Source organism: Bradyrhizobium sp. SZCCHNR1015, from assembly GCF_032489875.1.
In the GTDB taxonomy this organism is placed as follows: Bacteria; Pseudomonadota; Alphaproteobacteria; order Rhizobiales; family Xanthobacteraceae; genus Bradyrhizobium.
Genome location: NZ_JAUEYW010000017.1, coordinates 25,548 through 45,697, shown reverse-complemented (window position 1 = coordinate 45,697; position 20,150 = coordinate 25,548). Strand labels below are relative to the sequence as shown.

Sequence of the window (20,150 nt, the reverse complement as noted above, 5' to 3'; positions counted from 1 at the left end):
CGGAGACAATCACGCCGACTGCAAACAAAAAGGGCGGCCCAGCCGCCGGCCGAAGCCGGATGCCGGACCGCCAGGTTTTCCCCGGGAGGAACTCAGTTCAGAAGCTTGGCGACGTTGTCCTTGGTGACGAGGTCGAGGCCGGTGTAGATCACCTCCGGCACCTTCTCGCCCTTCTTGATCGCGAGCAGCGTGTCCATCGCCTTCTCGCCCATCTCGAACGGACGCTGGCCGGTCAGCGCGTTGGAATAGCCGTCGCGCAGCAGCTCGAGCTGCATCTTCAGCGTGTCGGCCACGACCAGCGTCAGCTTGCCGGCGTCGATGTCCTTCTTGTTCTTGTTGACGAAGGCCTTGTAGCCCTCGGGTGCGAACATCGGCCAGCCGCCGATCGGCACGATCGCGCCGAGGTCCGGCGTCGCGGTGCGCAGGTCGGCCATCTGCTGCACGGCGAGCGCGGGATCGTCGTTGCAGAAGGTCGGCGAACCGGCCACTTCCGTCCACTTCGAGCCCTTCAGCGCCTCGCGCACGCCGTCGACACGCTCGGCGAGGTTCTTGGCGCCGGGACCGCCGGAGACGATGGCGTACTTGCCGCCGTCAGGCCGGAGCTCCCGCAGCTGCTTGCCGAGCGCGAGACCGAAGTCCTTGTTGTTGGTGCCGATATAGGCGAGGCGCTTGGAGCCCGGCGCATCGGCGTCGAAAGTGATGACGGGAATGCCGGCGGCGGTCGCCGCCTCGATCGATTTCGTCATCGATGGAACGTCGGCGACCGAGATGGCGAGGCCGTCGACCTTCTGGGTGATGAAGTCCTGGATGATCTGCGCCTGCGTGGCCGGCTCGTGCTCGACCGGGCCCTTGTAGATGCACTCGACATTGCCGAGCTCCTTGGCGCGCTTCAAACAGCCGTCGCGCGCGACGTCGAAGAACGGGTTGTTCATCGCCTTCGGCACGATGGCGAAGCGGTACTTGGTCTCGGCCTGCGCCGGGGCCAGCATGATCGCGAGCGACGCGACCGCAAAGAGCAGCTTCTTCATGGGTTCCCTCCTCCATGTCTATCCCTGATGATTGTCTGTTCCGGGTGAGGATAGACGTGATTGTCATCCCGGCCAGTCTTCGTCACAGCAGGCGGGCGCGGATGCGGTCGACCAGCACGGCGGCGATGATGATCACGCCGACCAGGGTCTGCTGCCAGTAGGAGTTGACCTGCGCCAGCACCAGCCCGTTCCGGATCACCTCGAGCAGGACGCAGCCGACGATGGCGCCGAGCGGGCCGCCGAGGCCGCCGGCGAGGTTGGCGCCGCCGATCACGGCCGCCGCGATCACGTTGAGCTCGTAGGACGTTGCCATGTTGGCAGGCGCCGAGCCGAGCCAGCCGGAGATGATGATGCCCTGCAGGCCGGCGGCCAGCGCGCCGATCACATAGACCTCGATCTTCACGCGGGGCACGGAGACGCCGGTGAGCTCCGCGGCCTTCTCGTTGCCGCCGATCGCGAACACGTGGCGGCCGAACGCGGTGTGGTGCAGCACCAGCGCCATCACCAGCGCCAGCGCCATCAGATAGATGAAGGGCGCCGGCACGCCGTACACGTCACCCTGCGTCAGCGCGTAGAAATAATCGGCGTCCGGCCCGCCGGGGAAGCTGCCCTTGCCGTTCGAGATCACGTAGCTCAGGCCGCGCACGATCGAGAGCATGCCGAGCGTGGTCACGAACGGCGACAGCCCGAGCAAGGCGATGCAGACGCCGTTGATGAGGCCGACGACCAGCGAGACCGCAAGGCCGGCCAACACCGAGACGATCAGGATCAGGCCGGGCACGTTGGCGACCACGGTCTTGCCGTCCGCGGCGAGATGCACGAACAGCGAGGACAGCGGCATGCCCGGCGTCGACAGCGTCGTCATCACCATCGAGGTGATCATCGCCGCGAAGCACATCATCGAGCCGACCGACAGGTCGATGCCGCCGGTGATGATCACGAAGGTGATGCCGAGCGTCGCGATGGCGATGAAGGAGAAGTTCTTGGCGACGTTCTGCAGATTGCCTTCGGTCAGGAAATAGGGACTGGCGAAGCTCATCACGATGATGAGGGCGATGAGCGCCAGCGTGACGTAGGCCGTCTGCGAGGCGAACACGCCGCGATGCCACCATCTGATGGCGCCGACATTGGTGAAGGTGACGTCGGTGCCGGCGGAGCTGGTCTCGGATGGAACGGACATCACGCCGCCTCCTTGGCGCCGGTGATCAGCGCGGTCACTTCCTCGGGGCTTGTCTCGCCGACCGGCTTGTCGGCCTTCTTCTCGCCGCGGCGCATCACCACGACGCGATCGCAGACCGCGAAGATGTCGGGCATGCGGTGCGAGATCAGGATCACCGCGATGCCCTGCTCCTTCAGGCGATGGATCAGGCTCAGCACCTGCTCGACCTGACGCACCGAGATCGCCGCGGTCGGCTCGTCCATCATCACCAGCTTGGCGTTCGACAGCCGCGTGCGCGCGATCGCCACCGCCTGGCGCTGGCCGCCCGACATGTCCTTGACGAGATCGTGCGGCCGCGTCTCGGAGCGCAGCTCGCGGAACAGCTCCAGCGCGCGCGCCTCCATGCCCTTGTGGTCGAGCAGCACGAGGGGACCGAAATTGCGCTTCAGCTCGCGGCCGAGAAACACGTTGGCGGCGGCGGTGAGATTGTTGGCGAGCGCGAGGTCCTGGTACACGACCTCGATGCCGACGCTGCGCGAATCCATCGGGCGATGGAAATGCACCTCGCGGCCGCCGAAATGGATGGCGCCCTGGCTCGGCGGAAAGTTGCCGGCGATGATGCGCACCAGGGTGGACTTGCCGGCGCCGTTGTCGCCCATCAGGCCGACGACCTCGCCGGCGCCGATTGTCAGATCCACGCCCTGCAGCGCGCGGATCGCGCCGAACTGCTTGCCGAGGCCCTTCAGCTCCAGCACCGGCTGCGCGGCGGTGCTCATCGCGGCGCGCCCAGCCTCGTTCGTGGACATGCGCAGGCTGCTGTCGTCAGACATAGCGGTTCACCACGCTTTCGAGATATTCCTGCCGGCCGGAGCGCGGCTGCGGATCGAGGCCGGTGTCGGCGGCGAGGTCGGCGAGTTCGGCAAGCGAGCGGCGGCCGGCGAGGATCGCCTGCCCCTCCTCGCCGTCCCAGCCGGCGTAGCGGGCTGCGAGCGGCGCGGTCAGCGCGCTGTCGGTCAGCATCTCGTCGGCCGCGATCAGCGCCCGCGCGCAGGCGTCCATCGAGCCGACATGGGCGTACAGCAGATCATCCGGATCGATCGACTGCCGCCGGATCTTGGCGTCGAAGTTCAGCCCGCCGGTGGTGAAGCCGCCGCCCTTGAGCATGTCGTGGAACACCAGCGCCAGCTCCGGCACGTTCATCGCGAACTGGTCGGTGTCCCAGCCCAAGAGATCGTCGCCGCGGTTGATGTCGAGCGAGCCGAACACGCCGAGCGCCTGCGCCAGCGCGATCTCGTGCTGGAACGAATGGCCGGCGAGGATGGCGTGGTTCTGCTCGATGTTGAGCTTGACGTCGTCGAGCAGGTCATAGCGCTGGAGGAAGCCGTAACAGGTGGCGACATCGAAATCATACTGATGCTTGGTCGGCTCCTTCGGCTTCGGCTCGATCAGCAGCGGGCCCTTGAAGCCGATCTTGTGCTTGTGCTCGACGACCATCGAGACGAAGCGGCCGAGCTGATCGAGCTCGCGCTTCATGTCGGTGTTGAGCAGGGTCTCATAGCCCTCGCGGCCGCCCCACAGCACGTAGTTGGCGCCGCCGAGGCGGTGCGTCAGCTCGAGCGCGGCGCGCACCTGCCCGGCGGCATAGGCGAAGACATCGGGATCCGGATTGGTCGCGGCGCCCGCCATGTAGCGGCGGTGCGAGAACAGATTGGCCGTGCCCCATAGCAGCCGCACCTTGGCAGACGCCATCTTCTGCTCGAACAGGTCGCCGATCGCATTGAGATTGGCGACCGACTCCTTCAGCGTCGCGCCTTCCGGCGCCGCATCGACGTCGTGGAAGGTGAAGAACGGCACGTCGAGCAGCCGGAACAAGTCGAACGCGACGTCGGCCTTGGCGCGCGCCATCGCCAGCGCATCGTCGCCATGCTGCCACGGCCGCAGGAAGGTCTCGCCGCCGAACGGATCGCTGCCCGGCCAGCAGAACGAATGCCAGTAGCAGACCGCGAAGCGCAGATGATCCTCCATCCGCTTGCCCCGGATGACACGGTCCTTGTCGTACCAGCGGAACGACAGCGGGCTGCGTGACTCGGGCCCGACATAGCTGACGGTCGCGCCGGTCTGGAAGAAGGGAGCCTGGACGTTCACGAGATGCACTCCTTGAGAGCGGGATAGAGCTTGCGCCATTGCGCGTAGGCGTCGTCGTAGGCGGCGCGCTGCGGCGCGCGGGGTTCGAAACTCTGCAGCCGCTGCGGCTTGCGGCAGACATCGGCCGGTGCTTCGCCGGTCGCGGCCAGACGGCCGAGCCTGGACGCACCGATGGCGGCGCCGACCTCGCCCTCCTCGACCCGGTGCACGGTGACACCGAGCACGTCGGCCATGATCTGCGCCCACAACAAAGAGCGCGAGCCGCCGCCGACGAGATCGAGCTCTGTGATCGGCTGCGCGCTGCGCGCGAGCGCGGCGAACATGTCGCGTGAGGCGAACGCCACGCCCTCCAGCACCGCCTGCACCAGATCAGCGCGGCCGGCGGCGCTGCGCAGCCCGACCAGGGCGCCGGCGGCATGGGCATCGTTGTGCGGCGTGCGCTCGCCGTCGAGATAAGGCAGGAACTGCACCGGGCTCGGACGTTCGACGCTGATACCGAGCGGCGCGAGCAGCGCGGCTTCCGGCGTCTCGAGAATGCGCGCCAGCCACGCCAGCGAGGCCGCGGCCGACAGCATCACGCCCATCTGGTGCCAGAGACCGCCGAGCGCATGGCAGAACGCATGCACGGCCGCTTCCGGCACCGGCGCGAAGTGGTCGGTCACCCGGAACAGCACGCCCGATGTGCCGAGCGACAGGAATGCATCGCCGGGCGTGATGGCGCCGAGCCCGATCGCGCTCGCCGCGTTGTCGCCGGCGCCGCCCGCGATCACGACGTCAGCGCCCATGCCCCAGCGCCGCGCCAGCTCGGGCGACAACACGGCGCTGCGCTCATTGCCCTCGACCAGGCGCGGCATGTGATCGAGACCGAGCCCGGTCGCCGCCAGCAGTTTCTCCGACCAGCGCCGCGCGCCGACGTCGAGCCACAGGGTGCCGGCCGCATCCGACATGTCCTCGACCATCTCGCCGGACAGCCGATAGCGCACATAGGCCTTCGGCAGCAGCACTTTCGCGACCTCGGCAAATATCCTCGGCTCGTGCTTCGCCACCCAGACGAGCTTCGGCGCGGTGAAGCCGGGCATCGCGAGGTTGCCGGCGATCGCATGCAGTTCGGGGCAGCGGCGTTCGAGCTCGGCGCATTCGGCTTGCGAGCGGCCGTCATTCCACAGGATCGCCGGCCGCAGCGGCCGGCCGTCGCGGTTCAGCAACGTCGCGCCGTGCATCTGGCCGGACAGGCCGATGCCGCTGACGGCAGCGGTCTCGCGCGGACGCGCCCGCGCGAGATCATCGACCGCGCCGATGACGGCCTCGACCCAGTGATCCGGGTTCTGCTCGGACCACAGCGGCTGCGGATGCGACAGCGCCAGCGGACGCCCGGCGCTTGCGATCAGCGCGCCCGCCTCGTCCTCCAGCACGGCCTTCACGCCGGATGTGCCGACATCCAGTCCGAGAAACACGACTCCACTCCTCCCACCGACCGCCAGGCGCTTCGGCGATCTGCTGTCGCCTCGAAACCAGCACCTCGGTCTTTCTCGTTCCGTACGCAAACGACCGCGTCACCGCGGCCGCCCGCTCACGGCAGATTGTCCCGCATCACGATGTCGATGCGGATCGTCTCCTGTTCGCTCAGGATCGGCTCGCCGCGCGCCAGCGCCAGCAGCACACGCACTGCGGAGCGCGCCTCGTGGCCCGGGTTCTGCGAAATCGCCGCGTCCATCACGCCGTTCAACAGCAGCTTGCGCGTCAGTGCCGTCACGTCGTGGCCGACGAACACGATGTCGTCGGCGCGCCCCGACTCGGTCAGCGCTTTGGCGACGCCGGCCGTGCCGGCGCCGACATTGTAGAGCCCGACGATGTCGCGGTGCTCGGTCAGCAGCTTGCGCATGAGGTGCTCTGAGCGATCGTCCACGTCATGCCCCTCAGCAACCGGCAAAACCTCAAGTTGCCGAAACTCCGCCGCGAGAACCTGGCCGAAGCCGAAGATGCGCTCGGCATGATCGCGCAGGCCTTGCGAGCCCGCCATGATCGCGATCCGCCCCGCCTTGCCGCCGGCGAAGCGTCCGACCAGCGCCCCCGCGGTGCGGCCAGCGGCGATGTTGTCGATGCCGACATAATGCTGCCGCCGCGACGATGGCACGTCCGACACCAGCGTCACCACCTTGGCGCCGGACTCGACGAGATCGTTGATCGCCGCGCGCACGCCCGGATGATCGAGCGCCACCACCGCGACGCCGTCGACCTGACCGACGAGCTGCTCGAGCTTCGCGGCCAGCACGGCGGCATCGAACACGTCGGTCGTGACGACATCGACCGTGAGCCGGCGCGCGGCCATCCAGCTCGCCAGATCGCCGAGATGCGCCTGAATCTGCTGCATGAAGGGATTGATGCCGGACGGCATCACGAAGGCAAAGCGCCGCGCGCGGGCACGGGCGAGTTCGGAGGCCGCCGCATGCGGCTGGAACGCGCTACGCGCCATGGCGTCCTTGACGCGTCGCACCGTGTCCGGGCGCACGCCCGGCCGGTTGTGCAGCACGCGGTCGACGGTGGCGAGGCTCACACCCGCCTGTCGCGCAATGTCCCGCAATGTCAGCGGCGCGTTCATGGTCCTCCCCTTTGGGTTGAGGACCATAACGCGGTTTTTGAGGTGCGCAACTCATTTTTGAGGGGCGGCGCGCCCGGCCGCGCCTGGAAGCCCCGAGGGAGCTAGACGAAAGCGACCTCGATCCGCTTGTCGGACCGCGCCGTCATGCGACAGGCGCGTGAGAAGCCGTCGCTGGCGATCGCGAGCTTGAAGTGCTCCGGCAACTCCGCCGTCGAGATCACGTCCAGTGCAGCCGCGTGTTCGGACAGTGCACGGACCGTGCAGTCGAACGTCGAACGTCCGGCGTTGAACGCGATCTGCCCCGCCTTGAACACGCGGCGCAGCGCAGGCGCGATCGACGGTGACGCCTCCACCCAGGCGATGACCTGATTGCGGCCGTTGTTCTTGGCGGAGTACATCGCCATGTCCGCCCGTTCCTGCATGGCATCGAAGCCCAGCCGCGGAGCGAGATCCGCAGCTCCGAAACTGGCGGTGACCCTGATCGGACCGCATGGCGTGTCGATCGACAGGCCGGCAATCGCCGACCGCATCTTCTCGAGCACCGCCAGCCCGTCGTGCAGGCCGGTGTGCGGCAGCAGAATGCCGAACTCCTCGCCGCCGAGACGGCCGATGACGTCGGAGCTCCGCAGCACCGACCGCCAGGTCTCGATGAGCCTCGCCAGGACGAGATCGCCGACGGCATGGCCGTAAGTGTCGTTCACCGACTTGAAGTGATCGATGTCGACCATCGCATATGTCAGCTTGTGGCCGTGACGCTCGGCCAGCGCCCGCAACCGCTCGCCTTCGTTGTGAAAGGCGCGGCGCGACAGCGCGCCGGTGAGAGCGTCGCGCATGCTCAGCTTGCGCAGCATCAGCTCGTCGACGGCGATCGCGGCGAGATCCTTCAGCATGTCGACATCGTGCGCACTGAACTCGCGCGGCGCCGTGTCCATCGCGCATAGCGTGCCGACGTTCACGCCGGAGATGCGAAGCTGCGCACCAGCGTAGAACCGAATGAACGGCTTGCCATTGACGAGGACGTTGTCCACCAGCCGCGCATCCTGATGCGTGTCGGGGATGATCAGCGGCTCGCTTTCCTGAATGGCATAGTTGCACAGCGCGGGCCGCCGCTCGCCCTCACGGTTGGCCATCCCTGTGGCCGCCTTGAACCATTGGCGATGGCCGTCGATGAGGGTGAGTGTCGACATCGGGACGCCAAAGACCTTCCGGCACAGGCCGGTGAGACGGTCGAAGGCGAGCTCGCTGGGTGTATCAAGGATGTCGAGTTCGGCAAGGGCTTCCAGGCGGCGGGCATCGTCGTGGTGGTGGGCTGACATCGGCAACTCCTCGCCGACAGCTTCTCGCGGAGGGACTTAACGCCGGATTGAGGAGGAGAATGAGCAAATTCCTAACAGGAAGCACGACGTCCGGCGGGGGAACCGCCCGAGGGCCGGCCTGCCTGCCATCGGCCGGCCAGCCGGCGCCATCTTCCGATAAAAATAATCATCTTGCCATTTATCCGAATTCGTGATTATCTCCCGCCATCCCGCCTCAACGAGAGGGGCGTTGCGCGCGATCGTCACGACACGCGAGGCGGGGATGCGGTGGCCGCGAGAGATCGCAGCAGGCTCGTTGAGAGCGGGCGGACGAACGATCGCTTGCGGACGTGAAGTCGCGGCGGCCTGACACCCCGAAGCTGGTGTTAACCCGCGACGAAGCTTTGCTTCGCGTGGGGATGGTGGCCAACAAGCCCGGCGCACCAGGGCGACTGCGTATAAGCGTGAGACTGCCGCGCAGGGAATGCCGGTTGATCGGCTGCACCTGTGGTACCTGCCGCCTGCATTTTTTTCGCAGGCGGGCCATGGGTGAGGCCTTCACCCGGCATTCCCTGCGCCCTCTCATTTTAGAGGGACACGTTGATCGCAGACCTCGGGCGTAACGAGCCGCGAGAACGAGATATCATGTCTCTCTTGCCTGCTTCGCTGTTTGAGCCGTGAATACCGCCCCGCCCAAAGCCGTCGTCCCGGACAAGCCGCGACGCGCAAAGCGCGGCACGGCGCCGATCCGCGATCCATACGCCGCCGCAGCCGACGTGAATGGCACAAAGCCAGTGGCCAGCCTACCTCAAACCGCTCCCGGCGGGTATGGGTCCCGGCTCAAGGCCGGGACGACAGCGGATTTTGCCGATGCGCTTGCGCCACAATCAACGCAGGCGAAGCACGGAGCGCGGGCATCACTCAGAACGGCAGTCCGACATAGTTCTCCGCCAGCGACCGCTGCGCGGCCTCCGACGAGAACAGATAGGCGAGCTCGGTGTCCTGAAGTCTGTCGTCGTAGGACAGCCGGTCGGGGAAGCGATGCAGCAGCGTCGTCATCCACCACGAGAAGCGCTGCGCCTTCCAGATCCGCGCCAGCGCGCGCTTGGAGTAGCCGTCGATGCCGGTGTCGTCGCCCTTTTTGTAATGGTCGAGCAGCGCATGATAGAGATAGTAGATGTCGGACGCCGCCGAGTTCAGCCCGCGCGCGCCGGTCGGCGGCACGATATGGGCGGCGTCGCCGGCGAGGAACAGCCGGCCGTAGCGCATCGGCTCGGCGACGAAGCTGCGCAGCGGCGCGATGCTCTTCTCGATCGACGGGCCAGTGATCAGCTTGGCCGCGATCTCATTGGGCAGGCGGCGCTTCAGCTCCTCCCAGAACGCATCGTCGCTCCAGTCCTCGACCTTGTCGGTGAGCGGCACCTGGACGTAATAGCGGCTCAGCACCTGGGAGCGCAGCGAGCACAGCGCGAAGCCGCGCTCGTGCTTGGCATAGATCAGCTCCGGCGACACCGGCTTGGTGCGCGACAGCACGCCGAGCCAGCCGAACGGATACACCCGCTCGTACTCCGTCAGCTTGTCGTGCGGGATCGACTTGCGGCTGACGCCATGAAAGCCGTCGGCGCCGATGATGTAGTCGCAGTCGACACGGATCACCTCCTCACCGCTGCGATAGGTGACGTAGGGCTTGTCGGAGGCGATGTCGTGCGGCGTGACGTCGGCCGCGTTGTGCACGACCTTGCCGCCAAGCTTGTCGCGGGCCTCGTAGAGATCACGCGTCAGCTCGGTCTGGCCGTAGACCATCACCGAGTTGCCGCCGGAATATTTGTGCAGGTCGACGCGGTCGAGCTTGCCGTCATGGGCGATGTAGAAGCCGTGATGGATCTCGCCCTCGCGGTCCATGCGCTCGCCGCACTGCGCCTCGCGCATCAGCTCGGCAAAGCCGTGCTCGAGCACGCCGGCACGGATGCGCGACAGCACGTAGTCGCGGCTGGATTTCTCCAGGATGATCGTATCGATGCCCTGCAGATGCAGGAGCTGCGACAGCATCAGCCCCGACGGGCCTCCGCCGATGATGCAGACTTGGACTTTCATGGGCGTGTTCTCCCGGATTCGCAGACGCAGGCTTATTGGGTATGCTTTGCAGTCGCGGATTTTACCAAGGAATGCGCAGGATCACTTGGATGGACGCGGCATTCTCTTGTACTTTTCCAACACCATGCCGCGACGCAAAACGAATGCGGCGGCGGTATCGGGCGGCGCCGGTCAGCCGGCCGGCGGCGCCGCGCCGTCTCCGACACCCATTGCGCGCCGATAGTCGCGCGGGCTCGCCCCGGTGTGGCGCTTGAAGAAGCGGCAGAAATAGGCCGGGTCCTTGAAACCGAGCTCGAACGCCAGCTTCGACACCGGCGCTGCAATATAGGTCAGCCGACGACAGGCCTCACGGGCCAGACGCGCATGCACGATGTCGAGCGCGGACTGGCCGGTCTCGGCCCGCGTCAACCGATTGAGCCGCTCCGGCGTCATGCCGAGCTCGTCGGCGTAGCGCGCCACCGACCAGTGATCGCGGTGATGCGCCTCGACCAGCACGATGAAGCGGGTGAACAGATCCGCGTGCCCGCTGCCGCGCCGCCCGCCTTGCGACTGCCGCGCGCTCTGCTGCGCCAGCCGCCACACGATCGAGCGCCCGAGCCAGTGCGGCACCGGCGAGGCCGCGGAATCGGCCGCGGCGAACTCGTCGGCGAGGTCGACGAACAGCGTGCCGATCCGGCCCGTCGCAACGGCTTGCGGCTCCAGATGCAGGATTTGCGGCGCTGCAAACAGGTCGCGCAGCGCCTCGCCGGTCGCCGGCACGTCGCCCTCGACGACCGCCCGCGGATTGAACGTCAGCACATAGCCGTCGGTGTCGCGCGAGAAGCGGAAGGCATGGACGACGCCGGGGGGAATGATCACGGCGACCGGGCCGGTACAGCGCTCGCGGCTTTCGTCCAAGGCGATCTCGGCCGGGCCGGAGGCGACCCAGAGGATCTGATGCAGGCCCTGATGCGTATGCGCCTCGATTTCCCAGCGATACAGCTTGCTGCGCACCTGGATCGGCTCGACATGCAGCATGTCCGGCTGCGCGGCGGAGGCTTCGCCGTACAGCGCGAAGGCCGGGATCGACGGCTTGGTGCGAAAGCGGGGCATGAGCGAGAGCTAACCCCGAATGTCGGAAAAGTACAAGTCTTGACCGGCTTTCGTGTCTCACGCCGCGGCCACGGCTCGGCTAGATCAGTGAAAAGAACAACAACGACCACACTCAATGGAGAGGAGGCCCGACATGTTCACGTTCGACCCGTATTCGCCGGCGGTCGATGCCGACCCGTTCCCGTTCTACAAGACGCTGCGCGACGAGCACCCCTGCTTCTGGAGCCAGCAAGCCCAGATGTGGATCCTGTCGCGCTATGCCGACGTGGCAGCGGCGGGCACGAACTGGCAGACCTATTCGTCGGCCAAGGGCAACCTGATGACCGAGCTGCCGAACCGCGCCGGCGCGACGCTCGGCACCACCGATCCGCCGCGCCATGACCGGCTGCGTGGCCTCGTCCAGCATGCCTTCATGAAGCGCAATCTGGAGAGCCTGTCAGGCCCGATCCGCGACATCGCGCGCGACAGCGCCGAGGCGCTGCGCGGCCAGGACCGGTTCGACTTCATCGACGCCTTCTCGTCGAAGTTCACGGTGCGCGTGCTGTTCGCCGCACTCGGCCTGCCGCTCGGCGACGAGCAGACGGTGCGCGACAAGGCGGTGCTCATGGTGCAGAGCGATCCGGTGAGCCGCGCCAAGGGACCGCAGCACATCGCAGCCTACAACTGGATGCAGGACTATGCGGCCGGCATCATCGCGGAGCGCCGGGCGCGGCCGCAGAACGATCTGATCTCGCATTTCAGCATGGCCGAGATCGACGGCGACAAGCTCGACGAGCGCGAGGTGCTGCTGACGACGACCACGCTGATCATGGCCGGCATCGAGTCTCTCGGCGGCTTCATGACGATGCTGGCCTACAATCTCGCCGATCACGACGACGCCCGCCGTGCGGTCGTCGCCAATCCCGATCTGCTGGCGGACGCCGTCGAGGAGTCGCTGCGCTTCAACACCTCGGCGCAGCGTTTCCGCCGCTGCCTGCAGAAGGATCTCACCCTGCACGGCCAGACCATGCGCGAGGGCGATTTCGTCTGCCTCGCCTACGGCTCCGCCAATCGCGACGAGCGGCAGTTTCCCAATCCCGACGTCTACGACATCACGCGCAAGCCGCGCGGCCACCTCGGCTTCGGCGGCGGCGTGCATGCCTGCCTGGGATCGGCGATCGCGCGCATGGCGATCAGGATCGCGTTCGACGAGCTGCACAAGGTCGTGCCGGACTATCGCCGCACCCAGGAGCAACTGCCCTGGATGCCGTCATCGACCTTCCGCAGCCCGATGTACCTGGAGCTGACGGCTCATTAGTCGGTCGCAAGGACGGGATGGCGGGCTCGAGCACGCACCTCGCGGACGGTACGCTCCCTCGCCCCGCTTGCGCGGGGCGAGGGAGGCGCCAACCGGTTTACCAGAGCTCAAACCAGCGCGCCGAGATCCGCCGCGCTGAAGCCCTTCAGGCCCGCCTTGTCGCCGGACTTGATCTTGGCGACCCATTCGGCATCGCTGATCAGCGCGCGGCCGACCGCGATGAGGTCGAACTCCTCCTTGGCCATGCGCTCCAGCAGCGCATCGAGATCGGCTGTCGTCGACGGCTTGCCGGCGAACGCCGAGAAGAACTCGTCGGACAGGCCGACCGAGCCGACGCTGATGGTCGCGGCGCCCGTGATCTTCTTGGCCCAGCCGGCGAAGTTCAGGCCCTTCTCGCCGTCGACGTCCGGGAATTCCGGCTCCCAGAAACGGCGCTGCGAGCAGTGCAGGATGTCGACGCCGGCCGCGACCAGCGGCTGCAGCCAGTCGGCCATCAGCGCCGGCGTCTCGGCGAGGCGCGCCGCATAGTCCTGCTGCTTCCACTGGCTGACGCGCAGGATGATCGGAAAATCCGGCCCCACCGCCTTGCGGATCGCGGCGACGATTTCGCCGGCGAAGCGCGAGCGCTCCTTGATGCTGGCGCCGCCATAGCGATCCTCGCGCTTGTTGGTGCCGGACCAGAAGAACTCGTCGATCAGATAGCCGTGGGCGCCGTGGATCTCGAGGGTGTCGAAGCCCGTGCGCTTGGCGTCGGCCGCGGCCTGCGCGAATGCGGCGACGGTGTCGGCGATGTCGTTCTCGGTCATCGCGTTGCCGCGCGGCTTGCCAGGCGCAACCAGCCCGGACGGGCTCTCGACCGGCGCATCAGGCTCCCAGCGGCTCATGCCCTTGGTCGAGCCGGTGTGCCAGATCTGTGGCGCGATGCGGCCGCCGGCCGCGTGTACGGCGCTCGCCACGCTCCGCCAGCCGGCCAGGGCTGCGTCACCGTGGAAGAAGGGAATATTGGGCTCGTTGCGCGAGGCCGGACGGTTGACGACAGTGCCCTCGGTCAGGATCAGCCCCACGCCGCCTTCGGCGCGGCGACGGTAATAAGCGGCATTGGCCTCGCCGGGAACGCCATTCGGCGCCGCGTTGCGGGTCATCGGCGCCATGACGATGCGGTTCTTCAGCTCCAGCGACTTCAGGCGAAACGGACGAAACAGCACGCTGGTATCGAGGTCGGACATTCAGAGGGCTCCATTGCGTTCGGAACCGCTCCAGTATACTTCGTAAACCTGAAGTCAATCAGGCACCCGAAGTCGCTCAGGTATATCAGAGGAAACCGCGTCGTGACCGTCGCGTCGACATCAGAGACCGCCCCGCTCCGCTGCAAGCCGCAGCACTTCTCGTCGGAGTGCCCGAGCCGGGTGCTGATCGACCAGATCGCCGACAAATGGTCGATGATGGTGCTGGCCGTGCTGGACGGCGGGCCGTTGCGCTTCAACGCGGTCAAGAAGCAGCTCGAGGGCGTCACCCAGAAGGCGCTGACGCAATGCCTGCGCCGGCTTGAGCGCAACGGCCTCGTCGCGCGGGAGGTGATCGCGGACTCGCCCGTTGCCGTCCAGTACGAGATCACGCCGCTCGGCCGGACCCTGCAGCCGCCATTCCGCGCGCTCTACGCCTGGACCATCGCCAAGATGCCCGAGGTCGAGCAGGCGCGTCAGGCCTTCGACGAGCGCCGCGGCCGCTGATCGGCGGCGGTCGCAGACCGCTATTGAAAGGCGACTTCGGCGAAGCTGCGCAGCTTGCGCGAATGCAGCCGCTCCGACTCCTGGTGCTTCAGCAGTTCCAGCGCCTTCAGCCCGATCTGAAGATGCTGGCCGACGCGCTGCCGGTAGAAGTCGCCGGCCATGCCGGCGAGCTTGATCTCGCCATGCAGCGGCTTGTCGGAGACGCAGAGCAAGGTGCCGTAGGGCACGCGGAAGCGATAGCCGTTGGCGGCGATGGCGGCGGACTCCATGTCGAGCGCGACGGCGCGCGACTGCGACAAGCGGCGGATCACCCCAGGGCCGGAGATCTCCCAATTGCGGTTATCGACGCTGGCCACCGTGCCGGTCCGCATCACCCGCTTCAGCTCAAAGCCGGAATAGCCGGTCACCGTCTCCACGGCCTCTTCGAGCGCGACCTGCACCTCGGCCAGCGCGGGGATCGGCACCCAGGGCGGCAGCTCCTGGTCGAGCACGTGGTCCTCGCGGACGTAGCCGTGCGCGAGGACGTAGTCGCCGAGCCGCTGAGTGTTGCGCAGTCCCGCGCAGTGGCCGACCATCAGCCAGGCATGCGGCCGCAGCACCGCAATGTGGTCAGTGACGTTGCGCGCATTCGACGGGCCGGTGCCGATGTTGATCAGTGTGATCCCCTGATGGCCTGGCTCGACCAGATGAAGCGCCGGCATCTGTGGCGTGCGCGCCGGCGCGGAGCCCGTGGTTCCGCCGCCGAGCCGCGCGGTTCGCGTGATCACATTGCCCGGCTCGACGAAGGCCTCGGCTGCCCCCTGCGCGGCCGCCAGCTGCTGGCGGCCCCAATCGGCGAAGGCGTCGACATAGAACTGATAGTTCGTGAAGATCACGAAATTCTGGAAATGGTCCGGGTCGGTCCCGGTGTAGTGATAGAGCCGACGCAGCGAGTAGTCGACGCGCGCGGCGCGGAACAGCGAGAGCGGCTCCGGCATGCCGGGCTTCAGCTCGAGCGTGCCGTCGGCGATCGCATCGTCCATGGTCGCGAGATCCGGAGCGTCGAACACGTCGCGCAGCGAGCGCGTCACCAACGGGCTCTCGTGGTGCGGAAGCGCCGTCTCGATGTTGATGTCGCGGCGATAGGCGAAATGCACCGGGATCGGCTCGGCCGACTCGCCGATCTCGACCGGCATGCCGTGGTTCTCCACCAGCAGACGGATCTGCTCGGTGAGATACGAACGGAACAGGTCTGGCCGCGTCACGCTGGTCTCGTGCACGCCGGGCCCTGCGACGAAGCCATAGGCCAGACGCGAGTCGAGCCGGGCATGACTTGCGGTCGTCAGCCGCACGAAGGGATAGGTGGCGCGGATCCGTGTCGCCGGCACGACGCCGTTGGCATAGGCCTCGAAATGGCCGCGCAGGAACGCCGTGTTGCGCTCGTAGATCTCCTCGAGCCGGGCCACCGCGGCGGCCGCGTCGGTAAAGCTTTCGGTCTGGAACGGTTGCGGCGATTGCACGGTCAAGGGCGGCCTCATCTTGCTGAAGCCGATGGTAAGCGAAGCCGCCATACGAGTGCAACGCTCGTCGGCGGATCTTCCAGGCGCCGCCGAGGGTCCCCTCCCCGCGCGCCGAGACGCGAGGAGGGAATCGGCTCAGCCCTTCGCGAGCTGCGCGTCGAGGTCGTGCAGCACCTGGTAGCAGGGCAGCACCTGGGCAACGGACGCGTTGGGCTCGCGGCCCTCGCGGATCGCGGCGAAGAACTCGCGGTCCTGCAGCTCGATGCCGTTCATGGAGACATCGACCTTGGAGACGTCGATCTTCTCCTCCTTGCCGTTCACCAGATCGTCGTAACGCGCGATGTAGGTGCCGGTGTCGCCGATGTAGCGAAAGAAGGTGCCGAGCGGACCGTCATTGTTGAACGAAAGCGAGAGCGTGCAGATCGCGCCATTGGCGGCCTTGAGCTGGATCGACATGTCCATCGCGATGCCCAAGGTCGGGTGGATCGGCCCCTGGATCGCATTGGCCTTCACGATCGGCGAGCCCGCCTGATACGCGAACAGGTCGACGGTGTGGGCGGCGTGGTGCCACAGCAGATGGTCCGTCCAGCTGCGCGGCTGGCCCAGCGCATTCATGTTGGTGCGGCGGAAGAAGTAGGTCTGCACATCCATCTGCTGGATGTGGAACTCGCCGGCCTTGATCTTCTTGTGCACGAACTGGTGGCTGGGATTGAAGCGGCGGGTGTGACCGCACATCGCGACCAGCTTGGTCTCCTTCTGCAGCTCGACGACCTGCTGCGCGTCCTTCAAGGAGTCGGCGAGCGGAATCTCGACCTGCACGTGCTTGCCGGCCTTGAGGCAGTCGATCGCCTGCGCCGCGTGCATCTGCGTCGGCGTGCAGAGAATGACCGCGTCGACCTCCGGCAGCTTGAGGCTGTCGGCGAGCTCAGTCGCGACGTGCTTGATGCCGTATTTGTCGGCGACTTCCTTGGTCTGGTCGAAGCGGCGGCCGACCAGCGACACCACCTCGACGCCATCGATGTTCTTGATGCCGTCGAGATGCTTGATGCCGAAGGCGCCGGCGCCGGCGAGCGCGACCTTGATCGTCTTGGCCATTTAGTTGTTCTCCAGGATCAGATGGCCGACCGCGGTGTTGCTGGCCGGCACATGATAGAAGCGGTGGCGCACGGTCGGAGCGTTGCCCTTCTTGGTCTCGTTGACGTCGCTCATGGCGCCGCGCGCGATCAGCCACATCACGAGCTCGATGCCCTCGCTGCCGGCCTCTCGGACGTAGTCGATATGCGGCACCTTGGACAGGCCTTCGGGATCGTTGATCAGCTTGTCGAGGAAGGCGTTGTCCCATTCCCGGTTGATCAGGCCGGCGCGCGGACCCTGCAACTGGTGGCTCATGCCACCGGTGCCCCAGATCTGCACGTTGAGCGGCTCGTCATAGCTCTCGATCGCCTTGCGGATCGCCTTGCCCAGCATGAAGCAGCGGCGGCCCGACGGCACCGGATATTGCACGACGTTGACGGCGAACGGGATCACCGGACACGGCCAGGCATCGACCTGGCCGAACACGAGGCTAAGCGGCACGGTCAGGCCGTGGTCGACGTCCATCTTGTTGACGATGGTGAGGTCGAAATCGTCCTGGATCACCGACTGCGCGATATGCGCGGCGAGCTTCGGATGCCCGATCACCTTGGGCACCGGGCGCGGGCCCCAGCCCTCGTCGGCCGGCTGATACTCGGCCGCAGTGCCGATCGCGAACGTGGGAATCATGTCCAGGCTGAAGGCGGTCGCGTGGTCGTTGAAGACCAGGAACACGACATCAGGCTTCTGCTCCTTCTCCCACTGCTTGGCGAAGTCGTAGCCAGCGAACACCGGCTTCCAATAGTCCTCGCCGGTCTTGCCGAGGTCGAGAGCTGCGCCGATCGCCGGCACGTGCGAGGTGAAAACGCTTGCGGAGATTTTTGCCATTTACTTCTTCTCCCCGGTGTAGCGGTTGCCCTCAACCGAGCGGCCGCCCTTGATCATCATCTCGCGATACTGTTCTTCGGTCATGCCGGTCATGCTGCCGGCCATCTGCTGAAAGCTCTTGCCGTCGGTCGCGCCGATCTTGGCCAGGAAGTAGATGTTGCCACCAAGCGCAATGCAGCGGTTGAGGTCGCGGTCGAGCACGGCCTGCTTCTGCTCCTCGCTCATCGGCCATTCGTCGAGATAGGCGCGCTCGTTGGCCTTGAAGCGGGCGCGGTTCTCCGCCTTCATCAAGGACATGCAGAACTGGTTGAGGTGATAACCCATCCGCGACATGTCCGCGTCGAAGATGGTCGTGCCGGGAACGTCGGTATAGGGTTTGTCGAGCGACATCGCTTCCCTCCTTCAGGATTCTTCGGGCCAGTACAGCCGCATCGGATTGTCGACCAGGAGCTTCTGCTGCAGCTCCGCGGTGACGGCGATGTGGGGAATGAAGTCGACCAGCAGGCCGTCATCGGGCATGTGGTCCTTGAGGTTCGGATGCGGCCAGTCGGTGCCCCACAGCACGCGATCCGGGAAAGTCTCGACGATGCGCTTCGCAAACGGCACCACGTCGCGATAGGCGTTCTGCTCGCCGTTCAGCGCTGGGGGTCCCTTGACCGAGAGACGCTCCGGGCAGCTCACCTTGGACCAGACGTTGGAATGCTCGCGCATGAACTTCACGAACAGCTCGAACTCCGGGCCATCGACCGGCTTGGTCACGTCAGGACGACCCATGTGGTCGACGACGACGGTGGTCGGCAGCGACGTGAAGAAGTCCCACAGCTCGGGCAGGTCGACGGCTTCGAAATAGATCACGACGTGCCAGCCGAGCTTGTTGATGCGGTTGGCGATCTCGATCAACTCGTCCTTCGGCGTGAAGTCGACCAGGCGCTTGACGAAGTTGAAGCGGACGCCGCGCACGCCGGCGTCGTGCATCGCCTGCAACTCGGCGTCGGTGACGCTGCGCTTGACAGTGGCGACACCGCGCGCCTTGCCGTTCGAATGCGCCAGCACATCGACCATCGCGCGGTTGTCGGCACCGTGGCAGGTCGCCTGCACCACGACGTTGCGGGCGAAGCCGAGATGGTCGCGCAGCGCGTAGAGCTGCTGCTTGGAGGCGTCGCAGGGCGTGTACTTGCGCTCGGGCGCATAGGGGAATTCGGCGCCAGGGCCGAACACGTGGCAATGCGCGTCGACGCTGCCGGCCGGCACCTTGAAGCGCGGCTTCGACGGGCCGTCGTACCAGTCGAGCCATCCCGGGGTCTTCTGGAACTCCATGAGGTTCCCTACTCCTTGGACTTGATCTTGTTAATGATACGATCGGCCTCGGTGCGCCAGTCCGGGCTGCGCGCGAATTCCTTGGTGCCGCGCGTGCCGAACAGGCCGTCATCGGCGAGATCGGCGACCCAGGCCTGGCGCTCGGCGGTGCCGTCCGCCGACCACGGCGTCAGCCCGATGTCGCGTACGGTCTCGGCCACCTCCCTCACCTCCTCGGCGCGGCGGCGGCCATGCTCGATGACCCGCTGAAAGAAATAGGCGCCCTGCTTCTCCCAGTCGATCCCGGGAAAGGTCTCCTTCAGCGAGGCCAGCACCGCGTCCTCGACGCCATAGGCGCGGGCGGTGGTGAAGCTCTCGATCACCATCGCCTCCAGGCCCTTGATCATGATGCTGCGGCACATCTTTGTGGCCGAGGCCACGCCGAGCTTGTCGCTGGCGGGCTTGGCGGCGAAGCCGAGATCGTTGAGCAGCGGGGCCAGCTCGCGCGCGCCGGCGCCTCCCAGCAGCAGCGGCACCTTGATGCGATAGGGCGGCACCGAGGTCATCACCGCGCCTTCGACATAGCGGCCGCCGGCGCCGTCGATCAACGCGGCCGCGCGCTGCTTGGCGCCGGGCGAAGCCGAGTTGAAGTCGAGGAACCACGCACCTGGCTTGATCTTCGGAGCGCAGGCTTCCGCCACCGCCACGTCCTGACTGGCGGTCACTGCCGAGACGATGAAGTCGGCCTGCGCCGCCAGTTCGGCATGCGAGGCCGTGAGCGTCACGCCGATGCTCTCGGCATGGCTGCGCATCGCGTCGCCGCGGCTGTCCGCCAGCTTCACATCATAGGCCGAGACGCGCACGCCATCCTTGCGCAGATCCTCGGCGAGGATCTTGCCGACCTCGCCGTAGCCGATCAGCCCGACATGCCACTGGTTCGACGCCGCGGTCATCGCT

Annotated in this window: 18 protein-coding genes; 2 read left to right on the top strand and 16 right to left on the bottom strand. The window is 66.6% G+C overall.

Annotation, left to right across the window (positions count from 1 at the left end):
• Nucleotides 1–92: 92 nt before the first annotated feature.
• The 9 genes from QX128_RS27035 to QX128_RS26995 form a co-directional block, all read right to left on the bottom strand.
• Complete coding sequence (locus tag QX128_RS27035) at nucleotides 93–1,028, bottom strand: sugar-binding protein (protein WP_315802446.1); 936 nt, start codon at nucleotides 1,026–1,028, stop codon at nucleotides 93–95.
• An 82-nt stretch (nucleotides 1,029–1,110) separates the two neighbouring features.
• The gene (locus tag QX128_RS27030) at nucleotides 1,111–2,208 is read right to left on the bottom strand and encodes an ABC transporter permease (RefSeq protein ID WP_315802445.1); all 1,098 of its coding nucleotides are present in this window, start codon (nucleotides 2,206–2,208) and stop codon (nucleotides 1,111–1,113) included.
• Nucleotides 2,208–2,993, bottom strand: a complete 786-nt coding sequence (locus QX128_RS27025) for an ATP-binding cassette domain-containing protein (protein ID WP_410051460.1) — start codon at nucleotides 2,991–2,993, stop codon at nucleotides 2,208–2,210. The genes QX128_RS27030 and QX128_RS27025 overlap by 1 nt, the downstream gene beginning before the upstream one ends.
• 16 nt (nucleotides 2,994–3,009) lie before the next feature.
• A complete protein-coding gene (gene xylA, locus QX128_RS27020) occupies nucleotides 3,010–4,332 on the bottom strand; it encodes a xylose isomerase (protein ID WP_316238997.1) in 1,323 nt (440 codons plus the stop codon).
• Nucleotides 4,329–5,786: a xylulokinase gene (gene xylB, locus QX128_RS27015; RefSeq protein WP_316238996.1), complete on the bottom strand. Its 1,458-nt coding sequence runs from the start codon at nucleotides 5,784–5,786 to the stop codon at nucleotides 4,329–4,331. The genes xylA and xylB overlap by 4 nt, the downstream gene beginning before the upstream one ends.
• A gap of 116 nt (nucleotides 5,787–5,902) precedes the next feature.
• A complete protein-coding gene (locus tag QX128_RS27010; protein WP_315802441.1) occupies nucleotides 5,903–6,931 on the bottom strand; it encodes a LacI family DNA-binding transcriptional regulator in 1,029 nt (342 codons plus the stop codon).
• Between the two features lie 101 nt (nucleotides 6,932–7,032).
• Complete coding sequence (locus QX128_RS27005; protein WP_316238995.1) at nucleotides 7,033–8,247, bottom strand: sensor domain-containing diguanylate cyclase; 1,215 nt, start codon at nucleotides 8,245–8,247, stop codon at nucleotides 7,033–7,035.
• A gap of 900 nt (nucleotides 8,248–9,147) precedes the next feature.
• Nucleotides 9,148–10,320, bottom strand: coding sequence for a 4-hydroxybenzoate 3-monooxygenase (gene pobA / locus QX128_RS27000; RefSeq protein ID WP_316238994.1), 1,173 nt, complete (start codon nucleotides 10,318–10,320; stop codon nucleotides 9,148–9,150).
• 171 nt (nucleotides 10,321–10,491) lie between these two features.
• Nucleotides 10,492–11,412, bottom strand: coding sequence for a helix-turn-helix domain-containing protein (locus QX128_RS26995; RefSeq protein WP_316238993.1), 921 nt, complete (start codon nucleotides 11,410–11,412; stop codon nucleotides 10,492–10,494).
• Nucleotides 11,413–11,545: 133 nt separating this feature from the next.
• Here QX128_RS26995 and QX128_RS26990 point away from each other — a divergent pair, with 133 nt between their 5' ends.
• Nucleotides 11,546–12,709 (top strand): cytochrome P450, encoded by a 1,164-nt coding sequence (locus tag QX128_RS26990; protein ID WP_315802437.1) that lies wholly within the window; start codon nucleotides 11,546–11,548, stop codon nucleotides 12,707–12,709.
• A gap of 107 nt (nucleotides 12,710–12,816) precedes the next feature.
• On the opposite strand, the gene QX128_RS26985 is transcribed toward QX128_RS26990, so the two are convergent.
• Nucleotides 12,817–13,935, bottom strand: a complete 1,119-nt coding sequence (locus QX128_RS26985; RefSeq protein WP_315802436.1) for an NADH:flavin oxidoreductase — start codon at nucleotides 13,933–13,935, stop codon at nucleotides 12,817–12,819.
• A 180-nt stretch (nucleotides 13,936–14,115) separates the two neighbouring features.
• On the opposite strand from QX128_RS26985, the gene QX128_RS26980 reads away from it, so the two are divergent.
• Nucleotides 14,116–14,439, top strand: a complete 324-nt coding sequence (locus QX128_RS26980) for a winged helix-turn-helix transcriptional regulator (protein ID WP_409997925.1) — start codon at nucleotides 14,116–14,118, stop codon at nucleotides 14,437–14,439.
• 20 nt (nucleotides 14,440–14,459) lie between these two features.
• Here QX128_RS26980 and QX128_RS26975 read toward each other — a convergent pair whose 3' ends face one another.
• From QX128_RS26975 to QX128_RS26950, 6 genes are all read right to left on the bottom strand, one after another.
• Entirely contained in the window at nucleotides 14,460–15,956 is a 1,497-nt protein-coding gene (locus QX128_RS26975) for an AMP nucleosidase (protein ID WP_316239048.1), read from the bottom strand.
• 117 nt (nucleotides 15,957–16,073) lie between these two features.
• The gene (locus QX128_RS26970) at nucleotides 16,074–17,033 is read right to left on the bottom strand and encodes a Gfo/Idh/MocA family oxidoreductase (protein ID WP_315802434.1); all 960 of its coding nucleotides are present in this window, start codon (nucleotides 17,031–17,033) and stop codon (nucleotides 16,074–16,076) included.
• Nucleotides 17,034–17,897, bottom strand: a complete 864-nt coding sequence (locus tag QX128_RS26965) for a class III extradiol dioxygenase subunit beta (protein ID WP_316183237.1) — start codon at nucleotides 17,895–17,897, stop codon at nucleotides 17,034–17,036.
• Complete coding sequence (gene ligA, locus QX128_RS26960) at nucleotides 17,898–18,287, bottom strand: protocatechuate 4,5-dioxygenase subunit alpha (protein WP_006609598.1); 390 nt, start codon at nucleotides 18,285–18,287, stop codon at nucleotides 17,898–17,900.
• A 12-nt stretch (nucleotides 18,288–18,299) separates the two neighbouring features.
• Nucleotides 18,300–19,214, bottom strand: a complete 915-nt coding sequence (locus QX128_RS26955) for an amidohydrolase family protein (RefSeq protein ID WP_316238992.1) — start codon at nucleotides 19,212–19,214, stop codon at nucleotides 18,300–18,302.
• 8 nt (nucleotides 19,215–19,222) lie between these two features.
• Entirely contained in the window at nucleotides 19,223–20,146 is a 924-nt protein-coding gene (locus QX128_RS26950) for an NAD(P)-dependent oxidoreductase (protein WP_316238991.1), read from the bottom strand.
• Nucleotides 20,147–20,150: the final 4 nt, after the last annotated feature.

Bases quoted from the DNA above. Each gene is read 5' to 3' on its own strand.
- QX128_RS27035 (WP_315802446.1), bottom strand. From the start codon at position 1,028: ATGAAGAAGCTGCTCTTTGCGGTCGCGTCGCTCGCGATCATGCTGGCC.
- QX128_RS27030 (WP_315802445.1), bottom strand. From the start codon at position 2,208: ATGTCCGTTCCATCCGAGACCAGCTCCGCCGGCACCGACGTCACCTTC.
- QX128_RS27025 (WP_410051460.1), bottom strand. From the start codon at position 2,993: ATGTCCACGAACGAGGCTGGGCGCGCCGCGATGAGCACCGCCGCGCAG.
- QX128_RS27010 (WP_315802441.1), bottom strand. From the start codon at position 6,931: ATGAACGCGCCGCTGACATTGCGGGACATTGCGCGACAGGCGGGTGTG.
- QX128_RS27005 (WP_316238995.1), bottom strand. From the start codon at position 8,247: ATGTCAGCCCACCACCACGACGATGCCCGCCGCCTGGAAGCCCTTGCC.
- pobA (WP_316238994.1), bottom strand. From the start codon at position 10,320: ATGAAAGTCCAAGTCTGCATCATCGGCGGAGGCCCGTCGGGGCTGATG.
- QX128_RS26995 (WP_316238993.1), bottom strand. From the start codon at position 11,412: ATGCCCCGCTTTCGCACCAAGCCGTCGATCCCGGCCTTCGCGCTGTAC.
- QX128_RS26990 (WP_315802437.1), top strand. From the start codon at position 11,546: ATGTTCACGTTCGACCCGTATTCGCCGGCGGTCGATGCCGACCCGTTC.
- QX128_RS26985 (WP_315802436.1), bottom strand. From the start codon at position 13,935: ATGTCCGACCTCGATACCAGCGTGCTGTTTCGTCCGTTTCGCCTGAAG.
- QX128_RS26975 (WP_316239048.1), bottom strand. From the start codon at position 15,956: ATGAGGCCGCCCTTGACCGTGCAATCGCCGCAACCGTTCCAGACCGAA.
- QX128_RS26970 (WP_315802434.1), bottom strand. From the start codon at position 17,033: ATGGCCAAGACGATCAAGGTCGCGCTCGCCGGCGCCGGCGCCTTCGGC.
- QX128_RS26965 (WP_316183237.1), bottom strand. From the start codon at position 17,897: ATGGCAAAAATCTCCGCAAGCGTTTTCACCTCGCACGTGCCGGCGATC.
- ligA (WP_006609598.1), bottom strand. From the start codon at position 18,287: ATGTCGCTCGACAAACCCTATACCGACGTTCCCGGCACGACCATCTTC.
- QX128_RS26955 (WP_316238992.1), bottom strand. From the start codon at position 19,214: ATGGAGTTCCAGAAGACCCCGGGATGGCTCGACTGGTACGACGGCCCG.
- QX128_RS26950 (WP_316238991.1), bottom strand. From the start codon at position 20,146: ATGACCGCGGCGTCGAACCAGTGGCATGTCGGGCTGATCGGCTACGGC.